Genomic DNA, 19240 nt, shown 5'->3' with positions numbered 1-19240 from the left:
ATATTGAACCTAAAATACTTGGGGCTAGCCCCAAGTATTTTAAATATGCATGTTGCACTTATGACTTGAACTTAGAAATTTCATTAATTGAGCATTTTTTCCGACTTATAAAACCCAAATTTCATCAGAAGCACCTATTTTTAGGATTGTTAAGGCTATACTAATGAAAAGCAAATACGCGTATCTATTATTTTTTTGTGGAACCCTACTCATTGGATGTGAAATGAACCAACCCTCTAAAACATATCGGTTATTTGTAGGTACTTATACAGATGGTGAGAGTGAAGGAATTTATTCTTACAGTTTTAACGCCAGTACAGGTGAATTATCCGCTAAAAAATTGGCGGCTACTTTGCCCAACCCATCTTTCTTAACGATTTCACACGATAAACAGAACTTGTACGCCGTACAGGAAACGGCTGATTTTGATTCCTTGGGCGGGGGTGTTTCTGCTTTCAAAATAAGCGATGGACTTTTGACATTTCAAAATAGTTTAGGTACGGGGGGAGCACATCCTTGTCATGTTTCGCTTATAGGGAAAAATCAGTTAGTGGTATCAAACTACACTGGTGGCAATGTCATGGTTGCCGATTTGGAGGATGATGGTAGTTTGTCTAAAAAACATCAAATAATCAACCACATAAGTATTGATACACTCTCCAAACCACATGCCCACATGGCAAAAGGTAGTAGAGGCGAGCTATTCGTGTCTGATCTAGGTCTTGACGCAATAAAGCGTTACCAAAACGTCGACGGCGATTTCATTGCAGGCAAGCAGCCGTCGATAGATTTGAAAAAGGGTGCAGGTCCCCGACATTTTGTTTTCTCGGAGAACCACGAATTTCTATACGTTATTAACGAATTGAATTCTACTATTACCCTTTTGCAAAGGAATGCGGAAAATGTATTTAATGAAGTGGACACAATTAGTACGATATCAAAGGATTTCAATGGAGATAGTTATTGCGCTGATATACATTTATCAAGAGACGGAAAATTTCTTTATGGATCCAATAGGGGCGAAAATACGATAGTGATTTTTATGGTTGATGAAGTTTCAGGCGAATTAAAATTAGTCGGTAGAGAAGCGGTTAGAGGAGATTGGCCACGAAATTTTACAATAGACCCGACTGATAACTTTTTTCTCGTAGCCAACCAGAAGAGTAATAATATCTCAATTTTTAAGCGAGATACCGAGTCAGGTATATTGACCTTCCTTAAAAAGGAACAGCTGCCGAGTCCCGTTTGTTTGGAATTTTTGAATTAGCGAATACCTCTGCTGAAACTTCTTGTTCGATGGTTTTAAGTTCGCCTTAGATGTGACTTTGGTGTTGAAACATGTTTCTAATACTAAAATACTTTACCACTTATTATGGGCATACTTATTATCGGCATATTCATTATTTCCATTGGGTTACTTATTTACAGTTTCATAGAATTGTTCAAATCGAAGAAAGCGTACAAGAAGATTTCTGAGAAAAATCAAGAATAAACCTACTTCGTAATTTCCTTGTAATACTGCTTTTCATTACATTTAAGCTAGACTAATTCAACTACTTAAAAAATGAAAAATTTCTACACATGGGCAAGTGCTCTATTGCTTGTCTTATTACTGTTTCCAACGAATACCGAAGCACAGCGCAAGAAAAAATCCAATACCGTTACGCCCCAATATCCAGAAGATTTATATTCAAGTCTTGACTATCGTTTGGTAGGCCCTTTTAGAGGAGGTCGTTCTGCGGCGGTAACCGGAGTGCCGGGTGAACCTAATCTTTTTTACTTTGGGGCTGCTGGTGGTGGTGTTTGGAAAACTCTAGATGGTGGCCGTAAGTGGAGTAATATATCCGATGGTTACTTTGGCGGTAGTATCGGCGCCGTTGAAGTAGCAAAGAGCGACCCCAATGTCATCTATGTAGGTGGAGGCGAAAAAACCTTAAGGGGGAACGTTTCCTCTGGTTATGGAATTTGGAAAACGGAAAACGGAGGTAAGACATGGATGTCCGCCGGATTAGAAAATAGTCGTCATGTGCCAAGAATAAAAGTGCACCCTACGGATTACAATATCGTTTATGCAGCGGTACTCGGTAATATTTATAAGGCCACGAAAGAAAGGGGAATCTACAAAAGTACCGATGGGGGGAAAAATTGGAAACAGATTTTATTCGTAAACGACCAGGCAGGTGCCGTTGATTTGACCTTAGATCCGAACAATCCAAGAATTTTGTATGCCTCTACATGGCGCGCACAAAGAACCCCGTACAGTTTAAGTAGTGGCGGAGCAGGTTCGGCACTTTGGAAAAGTACGGATAGTGGGGAAACATGGACAGAAATATCAAAGAATGAAGGTTTTCCAAAAGATACCTTGGGAATTATGGGGATTACGGTGTCACCCAAGAATTCGGAACGTGTTTGGGCCATTGTTGAGAATAAAGAAAAAGGCGGTCTGTACCGCTCTGACGATGGGGGTAAAAAATGGATACAGGTCAACAGTGAAAGAAAATTACGCCAAAGGGCATGGTATTATACAAGAGTCTATGCTGATACCGAAGATGAAGATGTGGTTTATGTGTTGAACGTTAGATATCACAAATCTACCGATGGTGGAAAAACCTTCAATACCTTTAATGCGCCTCACGGGGATCATCATGACTTATGGATTGCGCCTGAAAATTCCCAACGCATGATTATCGGGGACGATGGCGGCGCACAGATATCCTACGACGGAGGCGAAACTTGGAGTACCTATTATAACCAACCTACCGCCCAATTTTACAGGGTAACTACGGATAATGCCTTCCCGTACCGTATTTACGTGGCACAACAGGATAATTCTACCTTGCGTATCAACCATCGCAGTGATGGGGGTAGCATAGACGAGTCAGACTGGGAATCAACGGCCGGAGGAGAATCGGCGCATATTGCCGTGGACCCCACTAATAACGATATTGTATATGGAGGTAGTTATGACGGTTTCCTTACCCGGGTAAACCACGACAAAGGAACGGTGAGGGGCATTAATGTTTGGCCAGATAACCCTATGGGAGCAGGAGCGGAAGCTATGAAATACCGTTTTCAGTGGAACTTTCCCATTATTTTCAGCAGACATGATCCAAAGAAACTATACACCTTTTCGCAACACGTACATCTGTCAGAAAATGAAGGACAGAGTTGGAAGGTGCTAAGTGGCGATCTTACAAGAAACGACCCTACCAAGTTGGGTTCAAGTGGAGGTCCAATAACTCAGGATAATACCAGTGTGGAGTACTACTGTACCATTTTCGCTGCTAACGAAAGTCCTCTGAAAGAAGGTTTGCTTTGGGTAGGTAGTGATGATGGATTGGTGCACGTTTCCAAAGATGGAGGAGCTTCTTGGGATAATGTTACTCCAACCGGGATGCCCGAGTGGAATATGATCAATAGTATTGAACCATCCGCATTTGATGAAGGCACTTGCTACATTGCCGCTACACGCTATAAACTGGGTGATTTTCAACCGTATTTATACAAGACAACGGATTACGGGAAGACCTGGACAAAAATTACAAACGGTATCGATAAAGAGCATTTTACTAGAGTGGTTCGCGAAGACCCCAAAAGAAAAGGATTGTTGTATGCAGGAACGGAAACAGGCATGTATATTTCTTTTGATGATGGTGCAAATTGGAGCTCTTTTCAGTTGAATCTACCTATTGTGCCCATAACGGATCTAACAATTAAGGATAACAACTTGATTGTTGCCACGCAAGGACGAAGTGTTTGGATGATAGACGACCTTACCGTTCTTCATCAGCTAGATACTAACAAGAAATCCGCTTCTTCAATTTTATACAAACCAAAGGACGCTTACAGGACCAAGGGAAGAGCAGCTAAAACCACGTCTAAAACCGCGGGACAAAACCATCCTAACGGAGTGATAACCCACTTCTATCTAAAGAATCTATCGGAAAAGGACAGTATTAACTTAACCTTCACCTCAATGGCGGGTGATACCTTGGCGAATTACAGTAATACTGCCAAAGAGAAAAACAAAAAGTTGGAGGTAAAAAAAGGTGGAAATACTTTCGTTTGGGATACCCGTGGAAAGGGAGCTGAAAAATTAGATGGCATGATTTTATGGTGGGCAAGTCTTGATGGTGCCAAAGCCGTTCCGGGAAGCTACAAAGTACACTTAAATGTCAATGGCGATAAAAGTACGGAGACTTTTAAAATTGTACCGGATCCCAGAGCAGAAGCTTCGGTGCAGGAAATGCAAGAACAATTCAACTTCATCACCGATATCAATACAACAATTGATAAAGCGCATCAATCTATAAAGAAAATCAGGAAAATCAATACCCAGCTAGATGCCTTTTCTTCCCAGTACAAGGATAATGAAGCCACAAAGGAATTAGTAACGAAGGCTAAGGCGATGAAAGAACGTTTGGAAGAAGTGGAGAAGGCCTTATATCAAACGAAAAACAGAAGTAATCAAGATCCCTTGAATTTTCCCATTAAGCTAACAAATAAATTAGGGCATCTAAATAGTCTGGTGGCCATTGATGATTTTCCACCTACGGAGCAGGACATTGCTGTAAAGAATGAACTTACGGGAAAAATAAATAAGCAGTTAGACACTTTTGATGCGGTTATCTCAAAAGAGCTTCAAGAATTCAATAGTGCTTTTAATAATTTAAAGCTGAATTATTTATTTGTTGAATAGCCAGCTATTGAATTAAGTGTTTCGTGATGTTTCTGTCATTCAGAGCGGAGTCGAGAAGCGCATGAACACCAAATTTAATTATATAAAAACATAATGAGAAAACAATTTTTATCCCTAGTACTCGTCCTGGTAACAGTCATTACTTTCGGACAAACGGTCAACGACTATTTTCAGCCTGTCAAATATCGGAATATTGGCCCTTATCGAGGTGGGCGTTCCGTAACGGCAAGTGGTGTTGTTGGCGACCCTATGACTTATTACATGGGAACAACCGGAGGTGGCCTTTGGAAAACAGAAACAGCGGGACAAAAATGGGAAAATATCTCCGATGGTTATTTTAAAACCGGTTCCGTTGGGGCAGTAGCCGTATCAAAATCAAATCCGAATGTCGTGTATGTGGGTATGGGAGAACATGCACCAAGAGGCGTAATGACTTCTTATGGCGACGGTGTTTATAAGTCTACTGACGCTGGGAAAACGTGGAAGCATTTAGGCCTGGAAAAAACGCAGCATATTTCTCGGGTTATAATTCATCCTACCAATCCGGACGTTGTTTATGTTGCTGCACAAGGTGCACTGCACGAAGGTAACGCGGAAAGAGGAATCTATAAATCAGTAGATGGTGGTATTACTTGGGAAAAAACCTTGTTCGTCAATAATTTGACTGGCGCTGCGGAACTTTCCATGGACGCCAATTATCCAGAGATTATGTATGCCGCTATGTGGGAACACCAACGGAAACCTAATATGGTCATTAGTGGGGGCAAAGGAAGTGGGTTGTACAAATCTACGGACGCAGGCGAAACTTGGTCAAAAATTCACAAAGGCTTGCCTGAGGAAAAAGGAAAAATTGCGATAACGGTTAGTCCAGCAAATTCCAATAAGGTATATGCCTTGATAGAAAGCGATTCCAATGCGGATAAAGGTGGGTTGTTCGTTTCAAATGATGCAGGAGAAAGTTGGTCTATGGTCAGCGGAGATAACCGCTTGGTACAACGCGCTTGGTATTATATTGAGGTATTTGCCGACCCCAACGACGCAGATACGGTCTATGTGTTAAGCGCACCTGCTTTGCGTTCTACGGATGGTGGTAAAACCTGGGAACGACTTTCGGGCACGCACGGGGATTACCATGATTTATGGATAAATCCGGATAATTCTAAAAATATGGTCATAGCTAACGATGGTGGTGCCGCTATTTCCTTTGATTTTGGGGCTAGTTGGTCTACCCAACTCAATATGCCTACCGGTCAGTTTTACCGCATTAATGCAGATAATCTATTTCCGTACAACGTGTATGCCGGGCAGCAGGATTATTCTTCTGCAATGATCGCCAATATGGCGAATGGCAGTAGTGGTATCTCCATGGCGGAATTTAGCCCTTCGGCCGGTGGAGAAAGTGCCTTTTTAGCTTTTGACCCAGATAATCCAAGATACGTTATGGGCGGAAGTTATTTGGGTACAATAGAGATTTTGGATACAAAATCCAAGGGGTTTACACAGATAATGGCGGCTCCTATTCAATATTTGGGTAGGCAAGCCAGAAATATGAAATACCTCTACAATTGGAATGCGCCCATTATCCGCTCGCAACATGAGCCAAATGTCTTTTACCATGGAGCACAGTTGGTATTGAAAACTACGGACATGGGAGTTTCATGGAAAGAGATGTCACCAGACTTAACAAGGGATATCGATGAAAAACAAGGAAATGGTGGTGGCCCTTATACGAACGAAGCCGTAGGAGCCGAAAACTACGGAACCTTAGCCTACCTCATTGAATCTCCGCACGAAAAAGGGGTGTTTTATTCGGGCAGTGACGATGGCTTTGTACAGATAACTAAAGATAACATGCAAACTTGGCAAAACATTACGCCAAAGGTTTTGAAGGAGTGTTTAATTAATGCTATCGAGGTGTCACCACATGAGCCTGCTACTGCGTACATTGCTACTACAAGATATAAATTCAACGACTATACTCCAGCTATATATAAGACGGCGGATTACGGGAAAACGTGGACTAATATCAGTGCGGGCATACCCTACGGTGCCTTTACGAGAGTAGTACGAGAAGACCCTAATAGGAAAGGACTTTTATATGCAGGTACCGAAAAGGGAATATACATTTCTTATAATGATGGTAAAAATTGGGAATCCTTGCAGTTAAACCTACCCGTGACCCCCATAACCGATTTAAAGGTACATCAAGGAGATTTGATTGTAGCCACTTCGGGTCGTGCATTTTGGATTTTAGATGATTTAGAACTACTTCCACAATATGAATCTCCCAAAAAACAGCTCCATGTATACAAGCCAGCGCCTGCTTATAACGGTTCATGGCGAAGTCAATTAAACGGTAATGCCAAAACTTTCAAGGGGACACATCCTTTCAATGGGGTTAATCCCGCAAACGGACTCGTCATATACTATGAGCTTCCAGAATTGAAAGACTCGACCGTCTTGACGATGGAAATTAAAAACGGCAAAGGAAACTTGGTCAGAAGCTTAAGCTCTGAAAAGGACCCTGATTACAAACCGCATAATGGTGGCGGACCCTCACCAGAACCTTTGTTGTCTAAAAATGAAGGTCTTAACCGTTTTGTATGGAATATGAGCCATAATACCATGCCGGGGATTCCTGGCGCATATATTGAAGCAGGGTTTAACGGTCATAAGGCTATCCCAGGAATATACGATATTCAATTAAAGGTGGAGGACAAGCTAGTTAAGACTCAGGGAGAAATTAAGGCCGTTCCTACCTTTGAGACGAAACCGGGACAATATGAAGCGTTCGATGATATAATGACGGAAATGGAGACTAAGGTTACAGAAATGCATCACATGGTCAATACATTGTACCGTCTTCAGGGTGATCTTAAGGAACATTTAAAAGATGTTGAAAATGCCGAACTTAAAAAAGAGGTTGATGCCGTATTGGAAAAAATGGAAGCATGGGACAATGACATGATTCAGCGTAAGTCTCAGGCGTATGACGATGTGGAAAATTTTCCCAATAAATTTACGGCAGAGTATCTGTTTTTAATTAATCAAACCAGTAGTAGTATCCCAAGGGTTAACAAGGCTAATTTGAATCGGAAACAGGAATTGGACGAGCAATGGACCATTTTAAAATCTAGGGGTAAAGCCATTTTGGAAAAAGACCTGCCTACAGTGAACAAGAAATTATGGGAGAATGGTATTGGAGCGCTAAAACTTTAAAGCCAATTGATGCGTCTTTCACTAACTTTGAGTGATGAAATCTTTGTTGATGTTTGTTGTATAGACTGGAAGTTAGAACCCTATTGTTATGAGTGAGTATTACAACTATATAAAAGCCCTGCACCTTATTTTTGTGATTACCTGGTTTGCAGGACTCTTTTATATGCCCAGACTCTTCATTTATCATATTGAGGCCAACCAAAAGGCATCCCCAGAGAAAGAAATTCTTTCCAAACAGTTGAAACTGATGGCCAAGAGGCTTTGGTACATTATCACTTGGCCATCCGCAATTCTAGCAACGGTATTTGCCATATGGTTATTGGTTTTAGCACCATACTGGCTACAACAACCCTGGATGCACATTAAACTTGGTTTTGTGCTGTTACTCATTATTTATCACCTTAGAAATCATTTTATTTTCAAAAAGTTTCAAAAGGATGAAATTAACTATACCTCTAATTATATGCGTATTTGGAATGAGGGTGCTACGCTGATTCTTTTCTCGGTCGTTTTTCTCGTGATTCTGAAAAGTTCTTTTAATTGGATTTTTGGAGTTGCCGGAATCCTAGTGCTCGGGGTAATATTGATGCTAGGGATAAAACTTTACAAGCGTATTCGTCATAAAAGCCAAGAGGACTAAGGAAAACCGAAATCAAATTTCTTTCCCTTTTTAAGTTCGTATTCGTCACTTCTATTTAAGTTTCAATTATTTGGTTCGATATTTGCTAACTTTGAATGAAACGCCAGAGTCTTGCTTAAAAAATTATCCCTAAGATCCCGTATTTTCTTTGCCATGATTTTCTTGGTGCTATTGGCCTCGGTATTGATTTTGGCAACTACAATTTACCAGTTTCAAGAAATAAATAGGGATTACCATCAAGATAGGATGGAAAGGAAAGAGGAACAGATACGGCAAAGTATTGATTTGGCCATTCAAAAAACCACGTATCCTGTTACCACAGAAAATCTAGGACTTATTTTCAAAGACGAAATTTATGAGATTGCGGTTGTCCAGAATATGAACTTTAACCTTTACGATTTGGAAGGTCAACTAATTAAAAGTTCCAGGCCAAAGTTCGAGAACGATTCCTTATCTATTTGTTTGGACCCCATAATCCTAAACCACCTAGAGGCCAGTGCAGATAAAAGGTATGTGGAGGAACGGTCTGCTGCGGGTGATAAATATCAAGCTTCCTATACCTACATCGCCGACCGCCAGTTTAAGCCCATAGGGATTATAAACCTACCCTATTTTGAGGATAACTCGTTCAACGATAAAGAGCTCAGGGAATTTCTAATACGTTTGGGAGGAGTTTACCTAATTATGTTGCTTATTGCCATTGGCTTTGCATTCTTTATTTCTAAATATATTACAAGATCATTAGAAACCATTTCTGATATGATGGGTAGAACCAATCTTACCAAGAGGAATGAAAAAATTCATATTGAAAAACCCGGCGAAGAAATAGAAAAGCTGATTTCATCATATAATGCTATGATTGACGAACTAAGTCAGAGTGCGGCCAAATTGGCGAAGAGTGAGCGGGAACAAGCTTGGCGAGAAATGGCAAAACAAGTAGCGCATGAAATAAAAAATCCGTTAACCCCGATGCGTTTAAGTGTGCAAAGTTTTGAGCGAAAGTTCGATGCGAACGATCCAGAGATAGAGAAAAAGGTAAAGGAGTATTCTACGACACTCATACAGCAGATAGATACTATGAGCAGTATTGCCTCGGCCTTTTCCAATTTTGCTGAAATGCCGGCACAGCAGAATGAAACGCTTAACGTAGTCAAAATCGTAAAGCTGGCCCTGGATATCTTTAATGAGGATTACATACATTTTATAGCCGAAGAGGAGGAAATTATAGCGAAACTAGATCGCACGCAGCTCATAAGAGTGGTTACCAATTTGGTAAAAAACGCTATTCAGGCGGTACCTGAAGTAAAATCTCCACGCATTTTGGTTTCCGTAGCCTCGGATAAGGATATGGTAAAAATTTCTGTGGCGGACAATGGTATAGGAATAGAGCCCGAATTCACCGATAAGATTTTTGAACCAAAATTTACCACTAAGACCAGTGGAATGGGCCTAGGTCTCGGGATGGTTAAAAATATCGTAGAAACCTATAAGGGCAGTATTAATTTTACATCGCAACCGGGTAAAGGAACTGTTTTTTGCGTAAAATTCCCACAAGAGAAAAATCACCCTTTTATCATAAAAAAATAAATTTTCAGCTTATGTCCTACAATACTATTTTGATTGCAAAAAAGGCGGCTATCGCCACAGTGACGATAAATCGCCCTAACAAACTCAATGCCCTGAACAAAGAAACTATAAAAGAATTGCATGACGGAATCAAGGATTTAGAGGAGGATAGTGGAATAAAGGCAATCATTATTACGGGAAGCGGAGAAAAAGCCTTTGTAGCGGGAGCGGATATATCCGAATTTGTCGATTTTTCGGTTAAAGAGGGGAAAAAGCTAGCTGCCAAAGGGCAAGAAATTTTGTTCGACTTTATCGAGAACCTATCCACGCCGGTTATTGCCGCTGTAAATGGTTTTGCCCTTGGAGGAGGTTTGGAGTTGGCAATGGCTTGTCATTTTAGAATTGCCAGTGATAATGCTAAAATGGGACTTCCTGAAGTTTCTTTAGGAGTTATTCCTGGTTACGGCGGTACGCAAAGATTACCACAGTTAATAGGCAAGGGCCGGGCCATGGAATTGATTATGACAGCGGGAATGATTTCTGCAGAGGAAGCTAAGTCGTACGGTTTGGTGAATCACATCACCACGCAAGAGGAACTACTTCCCTTATGTAATAAAATCGCCCATAAAATATGTAGTAACTCAAGTGTTGCCATATCGTATGCAATAAAAGCTATAAATGCTGGTTTTAAGAATACTGTTAACGGTTACGAGCAGGAAATTAAAGCATTTGGCGCTTGTTTTGGAACGGACGACTTTACCGAAGGTACAACGGCTTTTCTAGAAAAACGTAAGGCAGAATTTCCGGGTTCGTAACGCTAAGCGTGCCTAACATGTTCAAAAAAAGTATTTCCTATATCCTTGTTTTAATAGCTGTTTGGGGCATTAAAGCTCAAGAAACCAATATAGCTTATGATATTGGTGAGAAGTATAACGACAAACATAAATACTCTAATTTACTATCCATTGCGGATGATGGTAATGGCGGCACTGTTGTGGTGCGGTCATACTTTTCGGGAATAGTCTTAAAGCCCAAGGGATATCTAATAGAGCATTATGATGAGAACCTTGAGTTGTTGTCCGAGTACAACTATAAGCTCAAGAAATCTAATTTTGTTGAAGCCTATGTTAAGAACGGTCAGGTTTACCTCCTGTTTTTAGAGTATAACTACAGTTCGTTATCTTATGAATACATAGTGCACAGAAGTCCGTTTACAGAATTTGCATTTACCAAAGAAGTATTGCTTTCCATTCCATCTGAAATCGTACAACAACCTTTGGATAGAAATTATTACAACCGTAATTTTAGCAAAGGCTTTACAACTTCGGTCCTTTTTAATGACGATAAAACCGCTTTCGCCATAACTTCTCATTTTAAAAGGCGTAAAGAGCACAAACATTTTATTTATGTGTTCGATTCCAGTTTACGCAAATTGATGGAGCACGATTTTTCCGAGGAAGTAGAGGAGAAGAACTACGCCTTTGAGAATGTTGTGTTCTCGGAAGATTTCAGTAACGTTTACTTGGTAGGTAAGGCTTATTTTAAAAAGAAACGTTTTAATGCCACGGAGCGCAAATTTCAATACGAATTGGTTCGCATATCTAAAAATGACCGTGATACACAATCCTTTTACACCCCGGGAAAGTTTCCTGAGGCCCTAAAGCCCATTTTTAAGGACAAAGAATTACTATGTATAGGCTTCTATGCAGACCGAAAGGATAATCGCTACAATGGCATTGCATACTTTAAATTGAATCCACAGTCCCTTAGCATTGAATCTCAAAAGTTCAATGCATTTTCGCAGCAATTTATGTTAGATAAATTTGGCAGGGAAGAGGATCAAAACATTAAGAACCTTGTTTTTAAAAGTATGGATGTTTCGGACAACGGGGAAATACTTTTCAATGCCGAAGAATATTTTACCAGTAATAGCGTGCAGGCAAATACAAGTGGGGGTCGTGTTATGGTCACAAGATACCATCACAATGATATTGTCAGTGCTAAGTTAAACGCAACGGGAGATATGCTATGGGCGCGAAATATTAATAAGACCGAAGTTACCCAAGGAGATGGGGCCTATGCTTCTTATAGTGCCTATACGAAGGATAACGACACTTACTTTTTTATAAGTACGTCTGCAGAAAATCCGCAACAACTTAGTGCGGAACGTATTATGTTTAAACAGGGCTTAAGTAGAAATAGGAACATTTTTCTTATTAAGTTGGATGCACAAGGTCATATGAGCTATGACAAGGTCATCGATGATACGGATGTCCGCCTTCCATTAATGGTTTCGATGCCCCTGATTGATAGTGGTGCGGATGAGCTTCTTTTTTATGCGAAAAGAGGAAGTAAAAAACAATTGGTACGGGTAGCCGTTAAATAAAATCAAGTATTGGGTAAATTCCATATTTTTGGAATAAATCCAATTTATGACTTTTAATGAAACGATAAAAGGGAGAGGTGCCCAACAGAACACTCCGAACAAGTTTTTAGAGCATATTTACGAAACCCGAGCTGATTTTTTGGAGTATTGCCGCTTAGCGGGTGAGGAAGCGGATAACAATAGAACACAGTATATACCAATTTTTCCCAAAACCATTGTCAATAAGGTTACCAGCCCCGATGTTGGTATGCAATATTCTATGAATACCTACCAAGGATGTGAGCATGGTTGTATTTATTGTTACGCCAGAAATACCCATGAATTTTGGGGCTATAGTCCAGGTCTCGATTTTGAGCGAAAAATTCTCATTAAAAAAGATGCGCCAAGACTTTTGGAAGCGAAATTGAAGCATAAGAATTGGAAAGCCTGTACCATTGTGCTATCCGGCAATACCGATTGCTATCAACCCGCAGAAAAAAAATATGAGATCACCCGGAAATGTCTAGAAGTATTCTTAAAGCATCGGCATCCCGTTGGTATTATTACTAAAAATGCCTTGGTCTTAAGGGATTTGGACCTGCTTAAAGAACTGAACAAAGATGGTTTGATCGGAGTAAATATTTCGGTGACATCCATGTCGGAGACTACCAGAAGAATTTTAGAACCCAGAACAACAACCATTAAAAAAAGATTGGAGGCCATACGTGTACTTTCCGAACATAATATTCCCGTTAATGCCATGCTTGCGCCTATAATTCCTGGAATCAATAGTCATGAGGTTCTGCAATTGGCAAAAGCTGTCTCTGAAAATGGCGCAAGGTCATTCGCTTTTACAGTGGTGCGTCTAAACGGGGCTATTGGAGGTATTTTTACGGATTGGATTAAAAAGACAATGCCAGATAAGGCTGAAAAGGTTCTCCATCAAATACAGGAATGTCATGGAGATAATCTCAACGATAGTAGATTTGGTATAAGGGCACGCGGAGAAGGTAAAATAGCAACTCAAATTCACGATATGGTTGGCCTTGCTAGGCGCAAGTATTTTAAAGAAAAGTCTTTTCCTAAATTAAACACGGAATTACACGAACAATATAAGAATGGTCAGATGAAATTGTTTTGAACTTTATTTCTGTATAGTTTTTCGTTTTTGATTAAGTAAGGGTTGTACGTTTCAATACGGTATTTAAAATAAATGTTAACAAGGACCTTTTTGTCTTAAAACTTTCAAAAGTTCTAATCTAAAAAGTGTTTGTCAACGTAGATGAGGGGAACACTATAAATACTGATTTAAGTCAACTATGAAAACTGAAATTTCTACTCTTCCCAATTCTAAGAAAAATGTATATATAACACGATGGAAATCAATAATTTAAGGAGCCAACCCATGGGGCATTTTTGTTATGGGCAGTACCTTTGTTCTAATGATAGGCGCGGTGTATCTCGCCTATATTTTACAAAATGACTTCACGCAGTTTAACTTAGATCGGTCCAATACTACTATTGGTTCTTTCTTCATGAATCTTGCTTTGGGACTGTTCGCTTTTAAGGCCTTGTTCTTTATGTTTGTTACTTACAAATATTTTAAATACAAAGCGATACCGTCCGTCTCTGATGAAAAGTTGCCGACCTGTACGGTTATAGTTCCCGCTTATAATGAAGGAAAACAGGTTTACGATACGTTAATGAGTTTGGCGAAGAGCGATTTCCCAAAAGAAAAATTACAATTGTTGTCCATAGACGATGGCAGCCAAGACGATACCTGGCACTGGATGAAAGAGGCAAAAAAAGTACTAGGCGATGCAGTTGCCATTTTTCAACAGCCGAAGAATATGGGAAAACGTCATGCGCTGTACAGAGGTTTCAACGAAGGAACAGGGGCTGTTTTTGTAACCGTTGATAGTGATTCAATCGTAAGACCAGATACACTTCGCAATCTAGTAACTCCGTTTGTTACCAATGAAAAATGTGGAGCAGTTGCCGGAAATATAAGGGTCTTGAATAATAAAAAGGCGCTATTGCCTAAGATGCTCGATGTTAGTTTTGTAATGAGTTTTGAGTTTGTCCGTTCTGCGGAGAGCACCTTGAATTCGGTGTTATGTACGCCTGGGGCGTTAGCTGCTTACAAAAGAACGGCTGTTTTTAATTGTTTGGAGGAGTGGATCAACCAGACCTTTATGGGACAACGTTCTGACATAGGTGAAGATAGAGCTATGACCAACATGATTCTTAAACAAGGTTTTCATGTACTCTTTCAAAGAAATGCCTATGCCTATACTAATGTACCCGAAAAATACCGTGGCTTGTACAAGATGTTCATTAGGTGGGGAAGAAGTAACGTTAGGGAGAACATACAAATGTCCAAATATGTATTCAAAAACTTTAGAGAAGGTTCAAAATTAGGGGCAAGATTATTATTCATCAGCCAGTCTTTGAAAATTATTATGAGCTATCCATTCTTGCTGTTCATGCTTTTCTTCATCGTAATGCATCCATTACTTTTTCTAAGTTCTACATTGGCAAGTATTTTAATTTTATCGACTTTTCCAGTGTTGTTCTACGCTAAAAGATATAACTTTTCAGAATCTGTTTGGGCATATTCCTATAGCATATTATACACTTTTGGGCTGTTTTGGATTACGCCGTACGCTATTGCAACGGCCAATAGAAGAGGATGGTTAACAAGGGGGTTGTCCGAGAAGAAATAGCACCTAGTTGCTACTATGCTTTGGGCGGAAGGGGATTCCATTCTGCGTAGAATTGGTCTAGAAATCCCAGCATATATTGGTGGCGTTGTTCGGCCATTTTCTTACCTGTTAATGTGTTCATTTTATCCTTTAGCAGCAATAGCTTTTCGTAAAAATGATTGATAGTTGGTGCGGTAGTTTTCTTATACTCCTCCTTGGTCATTTTCAGGTTGGGGGCAACGTTGGGATTATAGATTTCTCTATTTTTGAAACCGCCATAGTTAAAAGCGCGTGCAATTCCTATGGCACCTATGGCGTCTAAACGGTCGGCATCCTGAATAACGTCTAGTTCTTTTGAGTTAAAATGGCTTTGATGTTGTCCATTTGATTTCAAACTGACTTTAAAAGAAATATTTTCAATAATGTTTACAACATGTTTAACGATATCAGGAGCTACTTCCATTGATTTCAAAAATTCCGCGGCCATTCTAGGGCCAACGGTTTCATCTCCATCATAAAATTTTGCATCTGCTATATCATGTAGTAAGGCGCCCAAGCTCACAATGAGCATATTAACTTTTTCGTTCTTCGCTATAAGCAGGGCGTTCTTGTAAACCCGTTGTATGTGAAACCAATCATGACCTCCTTCTGCCCCCTGTAATGTTGTTTGGACATAAGTAATGGTTCTTTCTATCAGTTCTGAATCGGTCATTTAAATGAATTTATGCCTGAGTTTACGGCTGCCTCTGTTTGCTGGATAATTAGTTCGGCGTCACCAACATTTTCTATAGGCTCATGAACTTTGAAGGAAACGCTGGCCCCAAGACCCATTGGAAATTTTCCGTAGCGTACCAACTTCCAAGAATTATTAATACTTATGGGGACAATAAGTGCGGACGGAGCCTTTTTCAATAACATTTTTAGCCCCATGGGTTTAAAAGGTTTCGGATGTCCGTCCCTACTTCTAGTACCTTCAGGAAAAATAACGGCACTTCTGTTGTGTTTTTCTATGTAGCTCCCCAACTTTGCAATTTCCAATATGGCTCCTTTTCCGTCGTTTCTGTCGATTAATACTGAACCGCCATGAACTAAGTTAAAAGAAACACTGGGGATTCCTTTTCCTAGTTCTTTTTTACTGACGAATTTGGGATGATATTTACGCATGTACCAAATAATGGGCGGAATATCGTACATGCTTTGATGATTGGTAACGATAACCAGGGGTTTTTCAGTAGGAATCTCATGTGAATTGGAAAAGGTATAGGTGGTACCAAGAATGTTGGTGCTGCGCATCAGACACCAGTTTAGAATACTTACTGTTTTTTTAAGGCCGTTATATCCGAACAGTTTCAAACCTAACCATTGTATGGGATGAAAAAAGAGCAGGCAAGCTCCAAAGGCAATGAAGAAAATAGGGGTTAGTATGTAGGACAGTAATTTCTGCATGGTACAAAAATAAAAAACCGCTCTATATAGAGCGGTTTTTTATTTTTTTAAAATCAGACGGAACACTAAAGTGTTGATCCAAATATAAATTTTAACAGAACTCGTCGTAAGCTTGAACCAAGTTCTCTGCTATCATTTCGGCCGGTCTTCCTTCAATATGGTGACGCTCTATCATATGAACTAATTCGCCATCCTTGAACAAGGCCATAGATGGAGATGAAGGGGGGAAGGGAACCATAAGATTTCTAGCGGCGTTTACGGCATCGGTATCAACACCTGCAAATACAGTTACTGCATAATCTGGAGTCTTGGTGTTCTGCAGACTCATTTTAGCGGCAGGTCTGGCATTGGCAGCAGCACAACCGCAAACGGAATTAACAACTACCAATGTTGTCCCTTCTTTTTTTATAGCACTTTCGACAGCTTCTGCCGTATATAATTCTTCAAACCCGGCTGATGCCAAGTCGTCTCTCATAGGTTTTACTAATTCTGCGGGGTACATAGACTATTTTTTAAATTAAATCAATAAACAAAGATAACCAATTTGTCGTATTTCTTTAGTAGACCTTAACTTTTACTTGGCTCCTTATTTATGGGTTAATATTTTATCTTTGGCAAATATCAAAAACAGGACATGATAAAGTGGATTGCAGCTTTTATTGGTTTTTTTATTAGAGGATTATCAGGTGCTGTTCTAGGGTTTTTCGCAGGTAGTGTTTTGGACAGTCTCTTCGGTTCAAACAGCGGTAGGGCAAAAACGGTTTTTGATGATTTTACGAGACAAAGTGTGTCGCCAGCTGATTTTGAACTGAACTTACTTTCGCTTTGCTCTATCGTAATTAAGGCCGATGGTCAGGTGAGCCAGAGGGAAATGGACTATGTACGCCAGTATTTCGTGGGTACGTACGGTAAGGAGAAGGCAAATGCCATTTTTAGAAGTTTTAATGATATCAATAAGAAAAGGGAGATATCGGCACAACGTATTTGTGCGTTTTTAAATCAAAGAACGCGTTATGAAGTACGTTTACAGCTACTTCATTTCTTGTTCGGTATTGCCCAGGCAGATGGAAATGTAAGCAACTCTGAAGCTAATAAAATAAGAGAAATCGCTGGGTATTTACGAGTTTCTCTAAATGATTTTGAGAGTATTATGGCCATGTTCATAAAGTCGGCCAACAATTCTTATAAAATATTGGAGATTGATAAATCTGCATCTAACGATGAGGTGAAAAAAGCATATCGAAAGATGGCCAAAAAGTATCATCCCGATAGGGTGAATACCCAAGATGAGGCCATTAAAAAGGGTGCGGAAGAGAAGTTCAAACAAGTTCAAATGGCTTATGAAACCATACAAAAGGAACGAGGTATAGGATAGCCGGCCGGAGCTTAAATATGCGTAATTAGTAAACTACCTCGGGGCAAGCCTCGGAGCATTTAATCTCGATTATCGAGTAAATAACTATCATATCCGTTAATTAATTCAAATATGTAAGCCATGCGAGATTTTTGGTTCTATATTAAATTAGGTTTATATCATGTGCTAGACTTTAGCGCGTACGATCACATTCTATTTCTATCTGCCTTGGCCATACCGTTTACCTTCAAGCATTGGAATAAAGTTCTGTTATTGGCTACTGTCTTTACCGTTGCGCACTGCTTTTCTTTGATGCTATCTGTCTATGAAGTTGTTGTAATGGATGTGTCGTTGATAGAGTTTCTAATCCCGGTCACCATTTTTTTAACGGCAGTTTTTAATGTCATCTATATAAAAACAGTACAAAACCATAGGAATATAGCACTACATGTGGTCGCAACCACATTTTTTGGACTTATCCACGGTTTTGGTTTCTCAAACTACTTTAAGATGTTGATTTCCGGTGCCGAGGAAAAGTTGGTGCCACTTTTTGGGTTTGCGACAGGGATAGAGATTTCTCAAGTTATTATTGTTCTCTTAATGTTGGCTTTGGCTTTTGTTGTGCAGTCTGTCCTAAACGTTAAATATCATTTATTTGTGTGGATAGCAAGTATTATTGTACTCTTAATTACTATCCCGCTTCTTTACCAAACATTTCCTTGGTAGGGTGTTTTGTTAAAATTAACCATAAGAGGTTGTAGGGGAATGGTAAAGCCGGTATCTTAGTTTTTGAAGGGTAGTATCAGAAAAGTCGATGAAGAAATCCAAACAGAAGAAATACGATAAAGCCTATTTGAGAATGGCACAGGAGTGGGGAAAACTCTCCTATTGTGAACGTAAACAGGTAGGAGCGATTATTGTAAAGGATCGGATGATTATTTCAGATGGGTATAACGGTACTCCAACAGGTTTTGAGAACTATTGCGAGGATGAAGACGGTTATACCAAATGGTATGTCCTGCACGCTGAAGCTAATGCAATTCTAAAAGTAGCGGCCTCAACACAATCCTGCCAAGACGCGACACTGTATATTACGCTGTCTCCTTGTAGAGAGTGTAGTAAACTCATTCATCAATCTGGCATAAAACGTGTAGTCTATCAGGTTGGTTATAAAGATGATTCGGGCTTACGATTTTTAGAAAAGGCAGGGGTGGATTTGGTGCATATGCCAGAAATAAGTGAGTAG

At 39.9% G+C, this 19240-nt stretch carries 14 protein-coding genes and 1 pseudogene; 12 read left to right on the top strand and 3 right to left on the bottom strand.

The window, feature by feature from the left end:
* Positions 1-163 precede the first annotated feature (163 nt).
* The 9 genes and pseudogenes from BFP77_RS10705 to BFP77_RS10665 form a co-directional block, all read left to right on the top strand.
* Complete coding sequence (locus tag BFP77_RS10705; protein WP_099574023.1) at positions 164-1267, top strand: lactonase family protein; 1104 nt, start codon at positions 164-166, stop codon at positions 1265-1267.
* Between the two features lie 297 nt (positions 1268-1564).
* Positions 1565-4699 (top strand): VPS10 domain-containing protein, encoded by a 3135-nt coding sequence (locus BFP77_RS10700; protein WP_099574022.1) that lies wholly within the window; start codon positions 1565-1567, stop codon positions 4697-4699.
* Positions 4700-4792: 93 nt separating this feature from the next.
* The gene (locus tag BFP77_RS10695; protein ID WP_099574021.1) at positions 4793-7918 is read left to right on the top strand and encodes a WD40/YVTN/BNR-like repeat-containing protein; all 3126 of its coding nucleotides are present in this window, start codon (positions 4793-4795) and stop codon (positions 7916-7918) included.
* Between the two features lie 88 nt (positions 7919-8006).
* Complete coding sequence (locus tag BFP77_RS10690; protein ID WP_099574020.1) at positions 8007-8558, top strand: CopD family protein; 552 nt, start codon at positions 8007-8009, stop codon at positions 8556-8558.
* 153 nt (positions 8559-8711) lie between these two features.
* Positions 8712-10145: a sensor histidine kinase gene (locus tag BFP77_RS10685; protein WP_099574019.1), complete on the top strand. Its 1434-nt coding sequence runs from the start codon at positions 8712-8714 to the stop codon at positions 10143-10145.
* An 11-nt stretch (positions 10146-10156) separates the two neighbouring features.
* The gene (locus BFP77_RS10680; protein ID WP_099574018.1) at positions 10157-10939 is read left to right on the top strand and encodes an enoyl-CoA hydratase/isomerase family protein; all 783 of its coding nucleotides are present in this window, start codon (positions 10157-10159) and stop codon (positions 10937-10939) included.
* A 17-nt stretch (positions 10940-10956) separates the two neighbouring features.
* Positions 10957-12510, top strand: a complete 1554-nt coding sequence (locus BFP77_RS10675; RefSeq protein WP_180272342.1) for a hypothetical protein — start codon at positions 10957-10959, stop codon at positions 12508-12510.
* Positions 12511-12556: 46 nt separating this feature from the next.
* A complete protein-coding gene (locus BFP77_RS10670) occupies positions 12557-13630 on the top strand; it encodes a PA0069 family radical SAM protein (protein ID WP_099574017.1) in 1074 nt (357 codons plus the stop codon).
* 259 nt (positions 13631-13889) lie between these two features.
* Positions 13890-15215, top strand: a pseudogene (locus tag BFP77_RS10665) (glycosyltransferase); the annotation flags it as partial.
* A 13-nt stretch (positions 15216-15228) separates the two neighbouring features.
* Here the strand turns inward: BFP77_RS10665 and BFP77_RS10660 are convergent.
* The 3 genes from BFP77_RS10660 to BFP77_RS10650 form a co-directional block, all read right to left on the bottom strand.
* The gene (locus tag BFP77_RS10660) at positions 15229-15906 is read right to left on the bottom strand and encodes an HD domain-containing protein (protein ID WP_099574015.1); all 678 of its coding nucleotides are present in this window, start codon (positions 15904-15906) and stop codon (positions 15229-15231) included.
* A complete protein-coding gene (locus BFP77_RS10655; protein WP_099574014.1) occupies positions 15903-16640 on the bottom strand; it encodes a lysophospholipid acyltransferase family protein in 738 nt (245 codons plus the stop codon). The genes BFP77_RS10660 and BFP77_RS10655 overlap by 4 nt, the downstream gene beginning before the upstream one ends.
* 91 nt (positions 16641-16731) lie before the next feature.
* Positions 16732-17142: a BrxA/BrxB family bacilliredoxin gene (locus BFP77_RS10650; protein ID WP_099574013.1), complete on the bottom strand. Its 411-nt coding sequence runs from the start codon at positions 17140-17142 to the stop codon at positions 16732-16734.
* A gap of 132 nt (positions 17143-17274) precedes the next feature.
* On the opposite strand from BFP77_RS10650, the gene BFP77_RS10645 reads away from it, so the two are divergent.
* The 3 genes from BFP77_RS10645 (at position 17275) to BFP77_RS10635 (ending at position 19240) form a co-directional block, all read left to right on the top strand.
* Positions 17275-18015 carry a TerB family tellurite resistance protein gene (locus tag BFP77_RS10645; RefSeq protein WP_099574012.1) on the top strand — a complete coding sequence of 247 codons (741 nt, stop codon included), beginning with the start codon at positions 17275-17277 and terminating at the stop codon, positions 18013-18015.
* 120 nt (positions 18016-18135) lie between these two features.
* Positions 18136-18720, top strand: a complete 585-nt coding sequence (locus BFP77_RS10640) for a HupE/UreJ family protein (RefSeq protein ID WP_099574011.1) — start codon at positions 18136-18138, stop codon at positions 18718-18720.
* An 88-nt stretch (positions 18721-18808) separates the two neighbouring features.
* The gene (locus BFP77_RS10635; protein WP_099574010.1) at positions 18809-19240 is read left to right on the top strand and encodes a deoxycytidylate deaminase; all 432 of its coding nucleotides are present in this window, start codon (positions 18809-18811) and stop codon (positions 19238-19240) included.

Source organism: Maribacter sp. 4U21, assembly GCF_002742365.1.
In the GTDB taxonomy this organism is placed as follows: domain Bacteria; phylum Bacteroidota; class Bacteroidia; order Flavobacteriales; family Flavobacteriaceae; genus Maribacter.
This window is presented reverse-complemented; position numbering and strand designations above follow the sequence as displayed.

Excerpts from the sequence above, each read along its gene's own strand:
- BFP77_RS10650 (WP_099574013.1), bottom strand. The coding sequence starts at position 17,142 with ATGTACCCCGCAGAATTAGTAAAACCTATGAGAGACGACTTGGCATCA.
- BFP77_RS10640 (WP_099574011.1), top strand. The coding sequence starts at position 18,136 with ATGCGAGATTTTTGGTTCTATATTAAATTAGGTTTATATCATGTGCTA.
- BFP77_RS10695 (WP_099574021.1), top strand. The coding sequence starts at position 4,793 with ATGAGAAAACAATTTTTATCCCTAGTACTCGTCCTGGTAACAGTCATT.
- BFP77_RS10680 (WP_099574018.1), top strand. The coding sequence starts at position 10,157 with ATGTCCTACAATACTATTTTGATTGCAAAAAAGGCGGCTATCGCCACA.
- BFP77_RS10645 (WP_099574012.1), top strand. The coding sequence starts at position 17,275 with ATGATAAAGTGGATTGCAGCTTTTATTGGTTTTTTTATTAGAGGATTA.
- BFP77_RS10675 (WP_180272342.1), top strand. The coding sequence starts at position 10,957 with ATGTTCAAAAAAAGTATTTCCTATATCCTTGTTTTAATAGCTGTTTGG.
- BFP77_RS10660 (WP_099574015.1), bottom strand. The coding sequence starts at position 15,906 with ATGACCGATTCAGAACTGATAGAAAGAACCATTACTTATGTCCAAACA.
- BFP77_RS10705 (WP_099574023.1), top strand. The coding sequence starts at position 164 with ATGAAAAGCAAATACGCGTATCTATTATTTTTTTGTGGAACCCTACTC.
- BFP77_RS10655 (WP_099574014.1), bottom strand. The coding sequence starts at position 16,640 with ATGCAGAAATTACTGTCCTACATACTAACCCCTATTTTCTTCATTGCC.
- BFP77_RS10690 (WP_099574020.1), top strand. The coding sequence starts at position 8,007 with ATGAGTGAGTATTACAACTATATAAAAGCCCTGCACCTTATTTTTGTG.
- BFP77_RS10670 (WP_099574017.1), top strand. The coding sequence starts at position 12,557 with ATGACTTTTAATGAAACGATAAAAGGGAGAGGTGCCCAACAGAACACT.
- BFP77_RS10700 (WP_099574022.1), top strand. The coding sequence starts at position 1,565 with ATGAAAAATTTCTACACATGGGCAAGTGCTCTATTGCTTGTCTTATTA.
- BFP77_RS10685 (WP_099574019.1), top strand. The coding sequence starts at position 8,712 with ATGATTTTCTTGGTGCTATTGGCCTCGGTATTGATTTTGGCAACTACA.
- BFP77_RS10635 (WP_099574010.1), top strand. The coding sequence starts at position 18,809 with ATGAAGAAATCCAAACAGAAGAAATACGATAAAGCCTATTTGAGAATG.